Annotated in this window: 14 protein-coding genes; 11 read left to right on the forward strand and 3 right to left on the reverse strand. The window is 52.1% G+C overall.

Annotation, left to right across the window (positions count from 1 at the left end):
• Positions 1 to 63 precede the first annotated feature (63 nt).
• The gene (locus BN3772_RS07850) at positions 64 to 378 is read right to left on the reverse strand and encodes a winged helix-turn-helix transcriptional regulator (RefSeq protein WP_042198482.1); all 315 of its coding nucleotides are present in this window, start codon (positions 376 to 378) and stop codon (positions 64 to 66) included.
• 199 nt (positions 379 to 577) lie between these two features.
• Between BN3772_RS07850 and zwf the strand changes: the two genes are divergently transcribed.
• The 4 genes from zwf to BN3772_RS07870 all read left to right on the forward strand — a co-directional run bounded on the left by zwf (position 578) and on the right by BN3772_RS07870 (position 5,312).
• A complete protein-coding gene (gene zwf / locus BN3772_RS07855) occupies positions 578 to 2,116 on the forward strand; it encodes a glucose-6-phosphate dehydrogenase (protein WP_042198484.1) in 1,539 nt (512 codons plus the stop codon).
• A gap of 63 nt (positions 2,117 to 2,179) precedes the next feature.
• Complete coding sequence (gene gnd / locus BN3772_RS07860) at positions 2,180 to 3,073, forward strand: phosphogluconate dehydrogenase (NAD(+)-dependent, decarboxylating) (protein ID WP_042198486.1); 894 nt, start codon at positions 2,180 to 2,182, stop codon at positions 3,071 to 3,073.
• Between the two features lie 167 nt (positions 3,074 to 3,240).
• Complete coding sequence (locus BN3772_RS07865; RefSeq protein ID WP_042198488.1) at positions 3,241 to 3,915, forward strand: response regulator transcription factor; 675 nt, start codon at positions 3,241 to 3,243, stop codon at positions 3,913 to 3,915.
• Positions 3,916 to 4,031: 116 nt separating this feature from the next.
• Positions 4,032 to 5,312: an L-cysteine desulfidase family protein gene (locus tag BN3772_RS07870; RefSeq protein WP_042198490.1), complete on the forward strand. Its 1,281-nt coding sequence runs from the start codon at positions 4,032 to 4,034 to the stop codon at positions 5,310 to 5,312.
• A 92-nt stretch (positions 5,313 to 5,404) separates the two neighbouring features.
• Here the strand turns inward: BN3772_RS07870 and BN3772_RS07875 are convergent, their stop codons facing one another.
• The gene (locus BN3772_RS07875) at positions 5,405 to 6,160 is read right to left on the reverse strand and encodes a DeoR/GlpR family DNA-binding transcription regulator (RefSeq protein ID WP_042177380.1); all 756 of its coding nucleotides are present in this window, start codon (positions 6,158 to 6,160) and stop codon (positions 5,405 to 5,407) included.
• A gap of 388 nt (positions 6,161 to 6,548) precedes the next feature.
• Here BN3772_RS07875 and BN3772_RS07880 point away from each other — a divergent pair, with 388 nt between their 5' ends.
• From BN3772_RS07880 to BN3772_RS07910, 7 genes are all read left to right on the forward strand, one after another.
• Positions 6,549 to 7,700 carry an iron-containing alcohol dehydrogenase gene (locus BN3772_RS07880; RefSeq protein WP_039873951.1) on the forward strand — a complete coding sequence of 384 codons (1,152 nt, stop codon included), beginning with the start codon at positions 6,549 to 6,551 and terminating at the stop codon, positions 7,698 to 7,700.
• 30 nt (positions 7,701 to 7,730) lie between these two features.
• Entirely contained in the window at positions 7,731 to 9,206 is a 1,476-nt protein-coding gene (gene rhaB / locus BN3772_RS07885; RefSeq protein WP_042198492.1) for a rhamnulokinase, read from the forward strand.
• A gap of 117 nt (positions 9,207 to 9,323) precedes the next feature.
• Positions 9,324 to 10,580: an L-rhamnose isomerase gene (gene rhaA, locus BN3772_RS07890; RefSeq protein ID WP_042198494.1), complete on the forward strand. Its 1,257-nt coding sequence runs from the start codon at positions 9,324 to 9,326 to the stop codon at positions 10,578 to 10,580.
• 89 nt (positions 10,581 to 10,669) lie between these two features.
• Positions 10,670 to 11,515: a rhamnulose-1-phosphate aldolase gene (rhaD, locus tag BN3772_RS07895; RefSeq protein ID WP_042177377.1), complete on the forward strand. Its 846-nt coding sequence runs from the start codon at positions 10,670 to 10,672 to the stop codon at positions 11,513 to 11,515.
• A 235-nt stretch (positions 11,516 to 11,750) separates the two neighbouring features.
• Positions 11,751 to 11,945, forward strand: coding sequence for a hypothetical protein (locus BN3772_RS07900; RefSeq protein WP_042198496.1), 195 nt, complete (start codon positions 11,751 to 11,753; stop codon positions 11,943 to 11,945).
• 231 nt (positions 11,946 to 12,176) lie between these two features.
• The gene (locus BN3772_RS07905) at positions 12,177 to 13,271 is read left to right on the forward strand and encodes an NADH:flavin oxidoreductase (protein ID WP_086074456.1); all 1,095 of its coding nucleotides are present in this window, start codon (positions 12,177 to 12,179) and stop codon (positions 13,269 to 13,271) included.
• 142 nt (positions 13,272 to 13,413) lie between these two features.
• Complete coding sequence (locus BN3772_RS07910) at positions 13,414 to 14,616, forward strand: beta-ketoacyl-[acyl-carrier-protein] synthase family protein (protein ID WP_167336657.1); 1,203 nt, start codon at positions 13,414 to 13,416, stop codon at positions 14,614 to 14,616.
• 82 nt (positions 14,617 to 14,698) lie between these two features.
• On the opposite strand, the gene BN3772_RS07915 is transcribed toward BN3772_RS07910, so the two are convergent.
• The coding region (locus BN3772_RS07915; protein WP_042198506.1) for an AfsR/SARP family transcriptional regulator at positions 14,699 to 15,397 on the reverse strand (699 nt) is incomplete at its 5' end.

The raw sequence follows: 15,397 nt of genomic DNA on the forward strand, positions 1-15,397 counted from the left end.
TTAAGGACGGCATAGCCGTTTCTACTTGTCTATATACAATGCGTATTCCCTGCAGCAGGCTTCCTACAGCCATTTAACCGCCCACTTTTCCACATGGCTGAGCGCAGCCCCAAGCTCCTGTCCCTTGACGGTCAGCGAATATTCCGTCCGGACCGGCCGGTCCGGAATTACAGTGCGGTTTAGCAGGCCGCAGCCCTCCAGCTCCTTCAGCCGTTCGTTTAAGATACGTTTGCTCAGATCCGGTATGAGGGTGTGCAGCTCGCTGAACCGTTTGGGGCCTTCCATCAGCACATGAAGGATGAAATTGACCCATTTTTTCCCGACGATATGATAAGCATGCTCCACTTTGGCTAGTAACGGCCTGATTTCCTGATCCATCGAACATCCGCCCTTCGGAGTTATTAATAATATCCTGCTTACTATACCATAGTGAGAAACTTCGTGAAAATAAGTACTTTTCGTAAATGTCGAAATGAAGTTGACGGATAGTATTTGCAGGCGTATGATGAGTTTTATTACGTTTGCGAGTAATAAAAAGTAACCTAATATAATTAATATAATAACGGGAGGAATGAAAGTGGAATCATCTACCTTTGTGCTGTTTGGCGCTACCGGAGATCTGGCGAAACGCAAAATCTATCCGGCACTATATAACCTGTTTGCCGATGGCAAGCTTTCTGGTCCTCTCTCTGTAATTGGCCTGGGCAGAAGAGAGCTCAGCAAGGAAACGTTCCAGGCGCAGGTGCTGGATTCGCTGCGCACCTTTTCCCGCCGGCCTGTGAAAGATTCAGCGGAGCTGCAGCATTTTTTGCTGGCTTTTGAATATAGCGTGCTGGACGTTGGTCGTCCTGAGGATTACAAGAAGCTGCTGGTACATGTGCAGCGGCGGGAAGCAGAGCTTGGACTTTCAGGCAACCGGATGTTTTATTTGTCCGTTGGCCCGGAATTCTTCGGACCGATTGCCGCTAATATTCATGACAGCGGTCTGGGTGATACCACAGGCTGGAAACGCCTGATTATCGAGAAGCCGTTCGGCCGGGATCTGCAGTCTGCACGGGAGCTTAATGAGAGTCTGAATGCGGCTTTCCGGGAGGAGGAGATCTTCCGGATCGACCATTTCCTCGGCAAGCCGATGGTGCAGAACCTGGAAGTACTCAAGTACTCTAACCCGGTGCTCCGGGCGCTCTGGCAGAACCGCTACATCGCTAACGTCCAGATTACGGCTGCCGAGACTGTCGGAGTGGAAGAGCGGGCAGGCTATTATGATAAATCCGGTGCGCTGCGCGATATGTTCCAGAACCATATGCTGCAGCTGCTGATGATGATGGCCATGCAGCTGCCCAAAGACAGCAGTCCCGACGATGTCCGCAGCAAAAAACGCCATGTTATCCGCTCCGTGCGTCCGCTGCTGAAAGACGGGCTGGGACAGAATGTGGTGCGCGGGCAATACGGTGCAGGCGAAATTAATGGCAAGCCGGTATCATCATATCTTAATGAGCCGGGTATTGAGTCCTCCTCACAGAATGATACGTACATTGCCGCGCGGCTGTGGATTGATGATCCGATGTGGCGCGATGTACCGTTTTATATCCGTACCGGCAAACGGTTGAAGGAGAAATCGACCAGAATTGTTATTGAGTTCAAGGAACCGTTTAATGATGCTCATAACGTTAACAGAGGCAAGCTTCCGCTTGATCCGAATCTGCTGATCATTGAAATCGGCCCCGGTGAAGGCATTTCGCTGCAGCTAAATACCAAAAATCCGCGCCAGCACGGGGCGCTTGAGCCCGTAAGCATCCGGCATGATTCAGCCAATCCCGATCTGCCGGAAGCTTATGAGAATCTGATCTATGATGCGATGCTCGGCGATACGACCTTCTTTGCGCACTGGGAAGAGGTGGAGCTGAGCTGGCAGTGGGTGCAGCCGATTATTGAGGCCGTGGAGGAAGGAACGCTTCCGCTCCATACGTATGCTGCGGGTTCATACGGTCCGGCTGCAGCAGAGGTACTGCTGGGCGAGGACCACTGGTGGCTGGATGAGCCTGAAGCTGAAACGGACGGGAATGCTGAAGCATCCGGCAGAGTGGATAAGCAGGCGATCCGCGCCGGGGCGTAAGAAAGCTGGAGTTAAGCACGGGCTGACGATAATCAATTAAGAATATAACCGGAGGGATATCCTATGAAAGTCGGATTAATCGGACTGGGTAAAATGGGCTTCAATCTTGGCCAGAACCTGCTGGAGCATGGACATGAGGTTGTGGCATACGATGTAAATGCTGATGCGGTAGCAGAACTTGGCAGCAAAGGGGCGGCTGGAGCAGCTAGCCTGGCTGAGCTTGTAAATAAACTGGATGCACCGCGGATTGCCTGGATTATGGTGCCGCACCAGTTTGTCGATTCTGTAATCGCTGAACTGACGCCCCTTTTGTCCAAGGGCGATATTATTATAGAAGCGGGTAATTCACACTACAAGGAATCGATCCGCCGCCACGATGAGCTGGAACAATCCGGGATCTACTATCTGGATGCCGGAACCTCGGGCGGTATGGAAGGGGCCCGTAACGGCGCCTGCTATATGATCGGCGGAGACGAGGAGGCCTGGACGGTGGTTGAGCCGCTGTTCCGTGATACTTCAGTGGAGAACGGCTACCTGTATGCGGGCAAGTCCGGCAGCGGCCATTTTCTGAAGATGGTCCATAACGGGATCGAATACGGCATGATGGCCGCCATCGGCGAGGGCTTTGAGGTTCTGGAGAAAAGCGGCTATGACTTCGACTTCGAGCAGGTAGCCCGCGTATGGAATAACGGATCGGTCATCCGTTCCTGGCTGATGGAGCTGGTAGAGCGCGCCTTCTCGAAGGATGCCAAGCTGGATGACATCAAGGGCGTTATGCATTCCTCCGGCGAAGGCAGATGGACGCTGGAGACAGCGTTTGACCTGCAGGCGGCCACACCGGTCATTGCGATGTCGCTGCTGATGCGCTACCGGTCACTTGAGACGGACACTTTTACCGGCAAGGTGGTTGCTGCGCTGCGTAATGAATTCGGCGGACATGCAGTTGAAAAGAATTAAGCATCCAGGTCCGGCCTGTACGATGCAAAGCGTCAAGTCTCCAAGCCCTGAGCGGGAATGGGGATTTGGCGCTTTTTGGTTATATGGCGGTTAGTATGCATGAAAGGCGAGCTTTCGTATAGTATAATGATTACTTTGATAAAAGCCGGGAAAAGAGGAGGAATCAGATGGCTGCCATATTGGTTGCAGATGACGATGCGAACATTCGCGAGCTTGTCTGTCTGTTTCTGCGTAATGACGGATTTACTGCTGTAGAAGCTGCTAATGGAAGGGAGGCGCTGGACGTATACGCTTCAATGCCGGTGGATCTGGTCATCCTGGACATTATGATGCCGGTGATGGACGGGTGGACCTTATGCAAAGAGCTGAGAAAGGCCAGCCCGGATCTTCCGCTGCTGATGCTGACGGCCAGAGGGGAGACCTGGGAGAAGGTGAAGGGGTTTGAGCTTGGCACGGATGATTATCTGACAAAGCCTTTTGATCCGCTTGAGCTGACCGTCCGGGTGAGGGCATTGCTGAAGCGTTATAAAATCGGCACTACACAGACCGTTTCACTAGGTGACATTGTCCTTGACCGGCTGACCTATAAAGTGATTAAGGGTACAGAAGCGCTGACATTGCCGTTAAAAGAGTTCGAACTGCTCTATAAGCTTGCCTCCACTCCCGGTCAGGTATTCACGCGCGGACAGCTGATTGAGCAGATCTGGGGAATGGATTACTCCGGGGACGACCGTACAGTGGATGTACATATTAAGCGCCTGCGTGAGCGGTTCGGCGAATCGGCCGGGTTCCGCATCGAGACTGTCCGCGGGCTTGGATACCGGCTTGAGACGGGTCTGTAACCAGAGCACCGTACAGTAATTTCCAGTCCTTCTGCAGCTGAATAAACGGTTCCCTCAGCCTTCAGTCTGATGTAGTATATAGAGATAGCTCAGACAGAGAAAAGGAGGGATCATATATGGTTAACTTACTTGATGTATTGAAAAAGGAAATCGTTCCGGCGGAAGGCTGTACGGAGCCGATTGCGGTAGCCTATGCGGTCTCTTTGGCGGCAGAGCTGCTTCAGGAGGAGATTACAGGGATTCAGCTGTTCCTCAGCGGCAATATTATTAAGAACGCTATGGGGGTCGGTATTCCAGGGACAGGACAGACCGGGCTGCCGATCGCAGCTGCGCTTGGTGCTGTAATCCACCGTTCCCACAGAAAGCTGGAGATTCTCTCAGGGCTGAGCGCTGATGAGCTTAGTCAGGCTAATGCGATTATAGACCGTAAGCTGCTCTCTGTGGAGTTGAAGGATACACCGGAGAAGCTGTATATAGAAGCCAGGGTACAGAGCGCGAATCACCGGGCAACAGCGGTGGTGGCGAAAGAACACACTAATATCATTCTGCTGGAGAAGGATGGAGTCCCTATTAATGTCCAGAAGGATAAAGGGGATTGCGGGGAGGACGAGCAGCTAAGTGCCGAAGCATACGCCGTTTCTCTGGAAGGGATTTATGAGTTTGTCTGCAATACAGATTTCGCAGAGCTGGAATTTCTGCTGGAAGGCGCCAGAATGAATAAGGCGATTTCAGATGAGGGCCTGCGGGGGAATTACGGTCTTCAGGTCGGCAAAAAAATGAGCCAGCGCTCGGCAGTCAATCTGTTCGGCAACGATGTGGCCAATTCCGTAATCGCCGCAACAGCTGCGGCTTCCGATGCGCGGATGGACGGCAGTGCGATGCCGGTCATGACGACGGCGGGCAGCGGGAATCAGGGGATCGCAGCTACACTGCCGGTTATTAAGCTGGCCGAGCTTATGGGTAAAAGTGATGAGCTGCTGGCCCGTGCCATTGCGCTGAGCAATCTGGTCACTGTTCATGTCAAGCATTACATCGGCCGTCTCTCGCCGCTGTGCGGCTCAGGGATTGCCGGCGGAGTAGGAGCGAACAGCGGAATCATCTACCTGATGGGCGGCAGCCTGGAGCAGATCAAGCATGGCATCCAGAATACGATTGCTTCGTTGTCCGGGATGATCTGTGACGGGGCTAAATCCACCTGTGCGCTCAAAATCTCCACTGCCACCAATGCCGCAATTCAGGCGGCGACACTTGCGATGAACAATATATCACCGACAGACAATGACGGTGTCATATTTGAAAAGGTAGAGGATACCATCCGCAACATGGAACGGCTTGTCCAGGAAGGGCTTGCCGCCACGGATGAGACGATACTCAATATTATGCTGTCCAAAGCTTAATCGCAGCTACACTTAAAAGGACATTTCCCGGGAAGAGGGAGATGTCCTTTTTTGGATACACATATTATATAGAAGAAACACGTTCACTTCCATTAGCACAGAACCTCAATATTCTCCTCAGCCAGCCGCTTGAGCCAGGCTTCCGACGGCTTGCGGTCGGTGATCAGCACATCAATCCGGTTCAGCTCCACCAGCTTCGTAAAAGCGGTCTTGTCAAACTTCGTATGATCTGCCAGCAGTACAACCTTCTCCGCCTGCCGCAGCATATATTTCTTGAGCTCGCATTCCGGTTCATTGGAATCGGTAATGCCCCGCTCCATATCAATCCCCTTACAGCTGATTACGGCCGTATCCACATTGTAGCGCTGGATCGTGTCGTGGGCAACCGGACCAACCAGCGAGAGGGAACGGTGGCGCAGGGAACCGCCGGTGGAAATAATGTTCATTCCGGAATTTGCGAATTCCTGCAAAATATTGATTGAGTTCGTGATGAGTGTCAGATTGTTTTTATTACCCAGCAGTTTAAGGAACTCAAAAGAGGTCGAGCTGGGGTCTACCATCAGGGTGTCCCCGTCATTAATCAGATCAAGCGCCTTCAGCGCGATGTTGCGCTTAATATCCGTATTGAGCGCATTACGGGTTACAAAAGGAAGATCCTCGTTGGTGTGCCTGTTAAGCATGGCTCCCCCGTAAGTCCGGCTTACAATCCCGTCCTTTTCAAGCTTCTCCAGATCCCTGCGGATCGTTTCTTCCGTTACTTCGAACATGCGGCTCAGGTCGGAGACCAGCACTCTTTTATCCTGATGGACAAGATCTATGATTCTGTTGCGTCGTTCGGCAGCCAGCATTTGTAATCACCTTTCCGGAGCTATACTCTGAATCCCAAGCATTATCTATAAATATAGACCTGAATATCTGTGTTTTGCAATAAATTAGATGAAAACCACACGAATTTTATTACAATACTCATTATAATCTGCGTTTTACAAACAGTAAACAAATAAAAACAACATAAATAATATTTTATTTGTTGACAACACAGAATTATAGAGCTACGATAAGAGTGTTCATTTTCTCTTTGAAAGCGCATGCTTCATTAGACTAAGCGCCTGAGCAAAGGTCCGCTGCGAAACCTACAGAGACCAGCCTGAGGTGCCGCAGCCGGGATAACCCTTACAGAGAAGAAGATAAACTGGGCACTATGCAAGACAACATTATCGGGAGGCTGGTCATTCAATGAGTACTCGTGTATATTATGTTCCTTCTATTAACATTATGGGCAAAGGCTGTCTGCAGGAAATCGCTCCTTACATTCAAGAGCTGAATCTGAAGAAAGCACTGGTAGTTACCGATAAGTTCCTGGTGAAGAGCGGAATTGCCGGCAAATTGCTGTCCGTGCTGGATGCAGCCGGAATTGAGTATGTGGTATATGATGAAGTGAAGCCGAATCCGACCTGTAAGAATGTTCATGACGGCGTGGATTTCCTTAAATCGCATGAATGTGATTATCTGATCTCGATCGGCGGAGGTTCACCGCAGGATACAGCCAAAGCGATCGGAATCGTGGCTACCAATGGCGGACATATCGCCGAGTATGAAGGTGTACACAAATCCAAGAATAAATCACTGCCGATTGTTGCGGTTAATACAACTGCCGGAACCTCCAGTGAAGTTACAATTAACTACGTTATTACTGACGAAGAGCGCAAGGTGAAGATGGTAATGGTCGATAAGAACAGCATCGCCACCATTTCCGTTAATGACCCTGAGCTGATGGTCGACAAGCCTGCTGCACTGACTGCGGCAACCGGTATGGATGCATTGACCCATGCGATTGAAGCACTGGTAACTCCAGGCGCTTATCCTGTTACGGATGCTACTGCACTCGCGGCTGTTGAGCTAATCTTCGGCAACCTGGCGAAAACGGTAAAGAACGGCCATGATATTGAAGCGCGTGAACAGATGGTTTATGCGATTTTCCTGGGCGGACTGGCGTTCAACAACGCCGGACTAGGCTATGTGCATGCAATGGCGCATCAGCTCGGCGGTGTATATGATCTGCCGCACGGCGTATGTAATGCAATGCTGCTCCCTTATGTTGAAGAAGAGAATGCTAAATATGTACCTGAGAAATTCCGGGCTATCGCCAAGGCAATCGGCCTTCAGGTAGAAGGCAAGTCGGACAAAGAATGTGCAGACTTCGTTATTGAGTCGATTAAGGAGCTGTCCAAGGAAGTTGGAATTCCGGCTAAGCTGTCTGAGCTCGGCGTTGACGAAGTGGATCTTGATCTGCTGGCTGAGAATGCCATGAAGGATGCCTGCGCACCTGGTAATCCGTTCATTCCGACCAAAGAAGAAGTTATCGCATTGTTCCGCAAAATTCTCTAAATTAATCTATTTTAGATGAGGAGATTCCCTATGAACTATCATATTGCCGTCGATATCGGCGCCTCCAGCGGGCGGCTTGTGCTCGGCACCATCGCAGACGGAATTCTCTCGCTGGAGGAAATTCACCGTTTCAGCAACGGGTTCACCGAGCGTGACGGTTCCTGCTTCTGGGATATTGATTATTTATTTGAAGAAATTCTGCGCGGATTGCAAAAGGCCAAGACAGCCGGCATTACCAAATGCACCCTGGGCATTGATACCTGGGCTGTAGACTATGTGCTGCTGGATGCTGAGGGCAACCGGCTGCAGGAGGTATACGCCTACCGTGACCGCCGTACAGACGGCGTAATGGAGAAAGTAGCCAAGCTAATTTCGCCGGAACAGGTGTATGCCAAGACCGGCATTCAGCAGTTAACCTTTAATACGTTATATCAGCTGTACGCCCATGACGCTAAAGAACTGGCGGCAGCCGACCAGATTCTGCTTGTTCCGGACTATCTCTACTATAAACTGTCCGGCCGGAAGATTAACGAGGTTACCAATGCTTCGACGACGCAGCTCCTTAATCTCGCTGATCGTGAGTATGATGCAGAACTGCTGTCATTGCTTCATCTTAAGAGAGAACAGTTTGCTCCGCTTACTGAGCCCGGTGAAGTGCTTGGCAGCCTCAGGGATGACCTGAAGCAGCAGTATGATCTTCCGGACTGCGTGCTTATCTGTGCTGCTACACACGATACAGCCTCGGCTGTACTGGGCGTGCCTGTGCAGGATGACCGTTCCGCTGCTTACATCAGCAGCGGAACATGGTCGCTGCTCGGTGTTGAGCTGGATCATCCGGTCAATACAGAGGCGGCAATGCAGGCGAATTATACAAATGAGTGGGGCGCTTTTGGAACCTACCGTTTCCTCAAGAACATTATGGGACTTTGGCTGATTCAGGAGGTGCGCAGACTGGACGGGGAGCGTTACAGCTTCGCTGAACTGGCTGAGCTTGCGGCTGAAGCTGAAGGCTGCCGCAGCCTGATTCCGTGCAATGATCCGCGGTTCCTGAATCCGGACAACATGATTGAAGAGATCCGCCTCGCCTGTGCTGAGAGCGGCCAGCCTGTCCCGCAAACGCCGGGCGAGCTTGCCCGCTGCATCTTTGACAGCCTGGCACTCTCGTACCGCAGTTATCTGGGCGAGCTGGAACAGCTGACCGGCAGACCGGTAGAGGTGCTGCAGATCGTCGGCGGCGGTGCGAACAACACGCTGCTGTGCCAGCTGACAGCCGATATTATCGGCCGGGAAGTGCTGGCTGGCCCTACAGAATCGACAGCGCTTGGCAATCTGGCAATTCAGCTGATTCACAGCGGAGCCGTTGCGGATATCCGGGAAGCCCGTACGATCATCGGCAAGTCCTTTAAGATACAGTCTTACCAGCCGCGCCCGCTTCCCCAGCTTGAGGCCCTGCTGGCCCGCTGGGAAGCGCTGCATGCAGTGTCTGCTGCAGGCGGCAGCCAATAGACAAGATTTATGGAGCAGATGCCCACAAAACGAAGCAGATGCTTCCGAAGACAGTTTTGCACGAAGTAGATCGGATGGAGCAGATGCTCACACAAAACTTTTAGGAGGAACCCCAACATGGATCAGAGCATCATCAACAGCTATAACGAAGCAAAGAAATTGTACGCAGCCCACGGCATCAACGTGGATGAAGTATTGGAGAAGCTGGCAGAGATTAAGATTTCCCTTCACTGCTGGCAGGGAGACGATGTACAGGGCTTCCTGTTCAAGGACAAAGAGCTGAGCGGCGGAATCGCTGTAACCGGCAGCTACCCTGGACGCGCCGGAACACCTGATGAGCTTCGCAAGGATCTTGAGAAGGCATTGTCGCTCATCCCGGGTAAACATAAAGTCAATTTGCACGCCATCTATGCTGACACAGATGAGAAGGTGGATCTGGATGAGCTGGAGCCGCGCCATTTCACTAACTGGGTAGAGTGGGCTAAAGAACAGGGGCTGGGCCTTGATTTCAACCCGACCTGCTTCTCCCATCCCAAAGCCGCTGACGGCTTCACGCTCAGCCATGCTGACGAAGAGATCCGCAGCTTCTGGATCAAGCACTGCAAAGCTTCCCGCAAAATCGCCGAGTCGTTCGGCCGCGAGCTGGGACAGCCTTGTGTGACTAACTTCTGGGTGCCGGACGGCTACAAGGATACTCCGGTTGACCGCCTGGCTCCGCGTGCACGCCTGCGCGATGCACTGGATGAAGTGTTCAGTGAAGAGATTGACCCGCAGTACAACATCGATGCAGTTGAGAGCAAGCTGTTCGGCATCGGCTCCGAGAGCTATGTTGTCGGATCGCATGAATTCTATATGGGCTATGGCCTGACCCGCGGCAAAGCCATCTGCCTTGACGCCGGACACTTCCACCCGACTGAAGTCATCTCGAACAAACTGTCCTCCATCCTGATGTTCAGCGAGCAGCTGCTGCTGCATGTCAGCAGACCGGTACGCTGGGACAGTGACCACGTAGTAACTATGGACGATGAGCTGCTGGAAATCGCCCGTGAGCTGGTCCGCGGAGATCTGCTGCCGCGTACGAACATCGGCCTGGACTTCTTCGACGGCAGTATTAACCACGTTGCCGCCTGGGTAATCGGAACACGCAACACAATCAAAGCCCTGCTGCGCGCAATGCTTGAGCCGATTGCCGAGCTGAAGAAGATTGAGCTGGAAGGCGACTATACTTCACGTCTGGCATTGGTAGAGGAATTCAAGTCCTATCCGTTCGGCGCGATCTGGGATTACTACTGTGCTTCCCAGAACACACCGGTCCGCGAAGGCTGGCTGGCTGATGTGAAGGCTTATGAGAAGGAAGTTCTGTCTGCCAGATAAGGCTATTTATATAACAAACGATAATTTGTATTTTTGAATGGTCCTCATTTCTACTACCAACAGATTTGCATTCAAAGGAGAGATAATATATGAGCACGTCCGTTATTGAAACTAAAGGCTACATCGCCGGAACCGAAGCCCCGTTTATCCAGGAAATGTCCGAAATCACCCACCACATGTGGTCCCTGGGCTGGGATGAGCTGAACGGCGGTAACATCAGCTACCTGCTGGACGAAGAAGAAGTAGCCAAGTACATTAATATCCGTGAGCCGCTGCGCACGATTCAGCTTACTTTTCCTGTAACTGAGCTTGCAGGCAAATACTTCATCGTGACAGGCTCCGGTAAATACTTCCGCAATGTGATCAAAGACCCGGAAGCTAACCTCGGCGTACTGCGCGTGTCCGCTACAGGTGAGAGTGTTGAAGTGCTGTGGGGACTGCGCAACAACGCTGTACCTACAAGCGAGCTGGCTTCCCACTTCATGAGCCACATTGAACGCCTGAAGGTTGATGCAAATCACCGTATTGTTCTGCACACTCACGCTACTAATGTTATCGCTATGACGTTCACCCATGATCTGGATGAGCTGAAATTCACTAAAACCCTCTGGGAAATGTGCACAGAATGTCTAGTTGTCTTCCCTGACGGCATCGGCGTTATTCCTTGGATGGTTCCGGGCAGCAGTGACATCGGCCGGGCAACAGCCGCCAAGATGAAGGACTACCGCGTAGTAATCTGGCCGCAGCACGGTATTTTTGTAACAGGCTCTACTATGGACGCTACCTTCGGTCTGGTAGAAACGATTGAAAAAGCAGCCATCATCTACAACCTGATCGGCGGCAGAGAAATCAAGCAGTCGATTACCGATCAGCAGCTTGCTGATCTGGCTGCAGCCTTCCGCGTAACGCCAAAAGCCGGCGTGCTGAATCTGTAGAATACAATTTACTGAAATATCAGAATCGGACATCAGCAGCTTACTGCGGGTGTCCGTTTTTTTGTCCGTCTGTATGGCCCGTGAAGGGGAAAAATGCCCTTGATTCCAGCCCCGGATGGCGGAATCGGGCAAATGAAGGGCAAAAATGCCTCTGATTCCAGCCCCGGATGGCGGAATCGGGCAAATGAAGGGCAAAAATGCCTCTGATTCCAGCCCGGGCGGCTGAATCAGGCAAATGAAGGGCAAAAATGCCCCTCATTCCCGCCCGGACGGCTGGATCGGGCAAATGAAAGGCAAAAATGCCTCTGATTCCAGCCCGGACGGCGGAATCGGGCAAATGAAGGGCAAAAATGCCTCTGATTCCAGCCCGGACGGCTGGATCGGGCAAATGAAAGGCAAAAATGCCTCTGATTCCCGCCCGGACGGCTGAATCGGGCAAATGAAAGGCAAAAATGCCTCTCATTCCCGCCCGGGCGGCTGAATCGGGCAAATGAAGGGCAAAAATGCCCCGCAATCCGGCTATTCCCGGCAGGCACGCCGCCCGAACACTCTACTATAAGCACCTTAAGCCCCGACACAGGCTGTACCATTTGCTTTTGATCCCGTCAGCCATCATAATATACTTACTTTAAGTAATTATATTATGCATTGGAGGCCCGATATGAACTCAGAATTATTGTTTACTCCTTTTCAGGCTGGACCGCTGTCGCTTGCTAACCGGATTGTTATGGCTCCGATGACCCGTGCTCATTCGCCGGAGGGAGTGGCCGGCCCTGATGTGGCTGCATATTACCGCAGACGTGCGGAGGGCGGAGTCGGACTGATTGTAACCGAGGGCACTGCTATCAATCACCCGTCAGCCGTCAGCCATCCAAGCATTCCCAATATTCATGGGGAGGCCGCGCTGGAAGGCTGGGCAAATGTCGTTCAGGAGGTGCATGCTGCAGGCGGTAAGATTATCCCGCAGCTGTGGCATGTCGGAATGGCCCGCTCCATTGGTGATCTGCCGAATGCAGATGCACTGCCAATCGGGCCGTCCGGGCTTAGCCTCGCCGGAGAACCGGTGACGGAGCCGATGACGAAGCAGCAAATCGACGGGATTGTTGCGGCCTTCGCCAGGGCTGCAGCAGATGCCAAAAGAATCGGCTTTGACGGAATTGAGCTGCACGGCGCCCATGGCTATCTGATCGACCAGTTCTTCTGGGAGAAGACCAACCAGCGTTCAGATGAGTACGGCGGCGATCTGGAAGCACGTACGACCTTTGCCGTAGAGATCATTGATGCCTGCCGCCGTGCGGTCGGTCCGGACTTCCCGATTATCCTGCGCTTCTCGCAGTGGAAGAGCGGGGATTATGGGGCCAAGCTGGCCCGGACACCGGACGAGCTGACCCGTTTCCTGACGCCGCTCAGCAATGCCGGTGTAGACATCTTCCACTGCTCCACCCGCCGCTTCTGGCTGCCTGAATTCGAAGGCTCCGAGCTTAACCTTGCCGGCTGGACCAAGCGCATTACCGGCAAGCCGGTGATTACGGTAGGCTCCGTTGGCTTGAACAGCGAGTTCACCGGAGGGGCTGCTGAGCATCATGATGAGGACAACCTGGACCGTCTGCTGCAAAGACTGGAGAAGTCTGAATTCGATCTGGTGGCTGTAGGGAGAGCGCTGATCAGTGATCCTGCATGGCCGGCCAAGGTGCAGAGCGGACACAAGGAAGAGATTATCCCCTTTACTCCGGCTGCGCTCCAGACATTGAGCTAATCTTTTCCGGTTCATAACTTTCTTACCAAAGAGAGCTTCTACTGTTTGATTGGAATCTGGCATGCAGATCCGAAATAGACAAGGGTGGAAGCTCTTTTTTTGTCTGTATAAGTTGCACTTTTTAATTTGCATAAGAGGGTGGATGATGGTGAAGGAGCGGATAGCGGTTACCGGATATGGAATAAAGGTTCCTAACGGCAGGAATTGCAGTGAGCTGCTGCAGAATTTGCTCAGCGGCGAGTACAGATTTACTGTAAATGATGATCTTGCGCCAAACGGAGAGACACTGGTGATCGGTGAGGTCACAGGCGGACTCGGTAATCTGGACGATAAGCAGCACAGGGTGCTGCCGCGGATTGCAAAGCTGGCTATTCGTACTGTTTCTGAAGCACTGGAAATGTCGGGACTGGATTTGAATGATAAGGAAGCGGCAATAGGTACAGGAGTTTTTATGGGAACAACCATGGGCGGGACCACACCGCTTGAGGAGATGGTCGCGTTATCAGCAGCTGGCCGGTTTAAAGACATGCCGGTATACTGCTGCGGACTGGTTCATTATCACAGTCTGGCATCGGCGGTCTCAGGCTACTTCCGGCTGAACGGAATCACCAAGACAGTAACCACCGGCTGTACCGCGGGTATCGAGGCTATCGAGGATGCAATGATGTACCTGCAGAACGGCAGAATCCATACAGCGATAATCGGAGCAGCAGACAGCAGTAATAATAAAGCGACGGTCTATGGTTTTGGTAAAATGAGAGCGTTACCTTTTGGACAGCAGGCAGATGCTGCAGGCTCTCCATTCAGCACGAACAGCAAAGGATTCGTTCTGTCAGAAGGGGCGGCATGCCTCATCCTGGAAACAGAAGAGCATGCAAAAGCGCGGCATGCAATGATCTACGGGTATATTGACGCTATAGCAACTAATAATGACGGTGAATCAGTCAACGGTCATGATCCGTCGGGCAGGATGATGAAGCAGGCGGCCAGCCGTGTGGCAGGAGGACGATATCCGGATTATTATAACAGCCAGGCGATGGGCTATGCCGCCAATGACCGGATTGAAGAGATCGTATCAAGGGAGCTGTTTGATCACAGGGTTCCTCTCACTTCTATCAAAGGGCTGACCGGACATCCGTTCAGCGTCGGCGGTCCGGCACAGATTATTGCCTCACTGCTCGGCTTTCAGCATCAGTTCATCCCGGGAACGATCCGGACGGACAGGTCAGGATATGAGCATCTTCCGCTGATTACAGAGACATTGCTGCGGCCGTCTGCCGAGGTGCTGATAACCAGCCATGGATATGGCGGCAACAATGCTTGTGTATACTTAACGAGACGGTAGCAACGGGGGAAGTACTCCTATGCATACTATCCCCGATGAGCCGAATATCAGCTGTGTCCTCGTCGCAACAACTCCAACCGGACTATTTGACAGACTGCAGTTTAACAAGCTTGTTGCGCCAGGCCTTGGCTTCACGCTTCTGATTGTTCAATTCATAGAGAGCAGCAATCCGTTCATAGGCATCATACTCTTCCGGATTAAACAGGATTACATATTTCAGGCAGGCAATAGCGCTTGTATACTTACCGAGCTTCACCAGTGCATCAGCTTGATTGTGGGCCAGAGTAACCAGCTGTATTTCCAGACGCATCCGCAGATTCAAATTCCAGTCCTGGTCAATATGCCGGAACAGATCGTCACGGATATGCGAGACAATCTCCTGAATCAGGATTTCTTGCTGTACAGGGTCTGTTTCATTGAGCGCCAGTCTGGTATTCTCCTGCAAAGTAAGCAGATCACAGTCCACTGCGGCCTGGAGCGAGATTTGCCGGTTATCACTGCTGATCAGCTTCGTCTCTTCATTATTAAGCAGCTGTTTAAGATGATTGAGGCAGACGCGCAGCTGGTTGCGGGCTTTGGTCTTACCCATATCCTTCCACAGGTCCTCGCACAGCTGGTCTCTTGTGGCTAGCGGATTGAGCAGCAGGTAGATCAGCAGATCTTTGGCGCTTCTTCTTCCCCAGCCGTTTACAACCGGTTTGCCGTCAATGAAGACCTGAAATGAGCTGAGCAGCGTTACCGTTAGCCGGACAGCTGAGGGCTCAGGCTGTACAGCCTGATT

Origin of the sequence: Paenibacillus camerounensis, assembly GCF_000723885.1 — a bacterium.
Taxonomy (GTDB): domain Bacteria; phylum Bacillota; class Bacilli; order Paenibacillales; family Paenibacillaceae; genus Paenibacillus_AQ; species Paenibacillus_AQ camerounensis.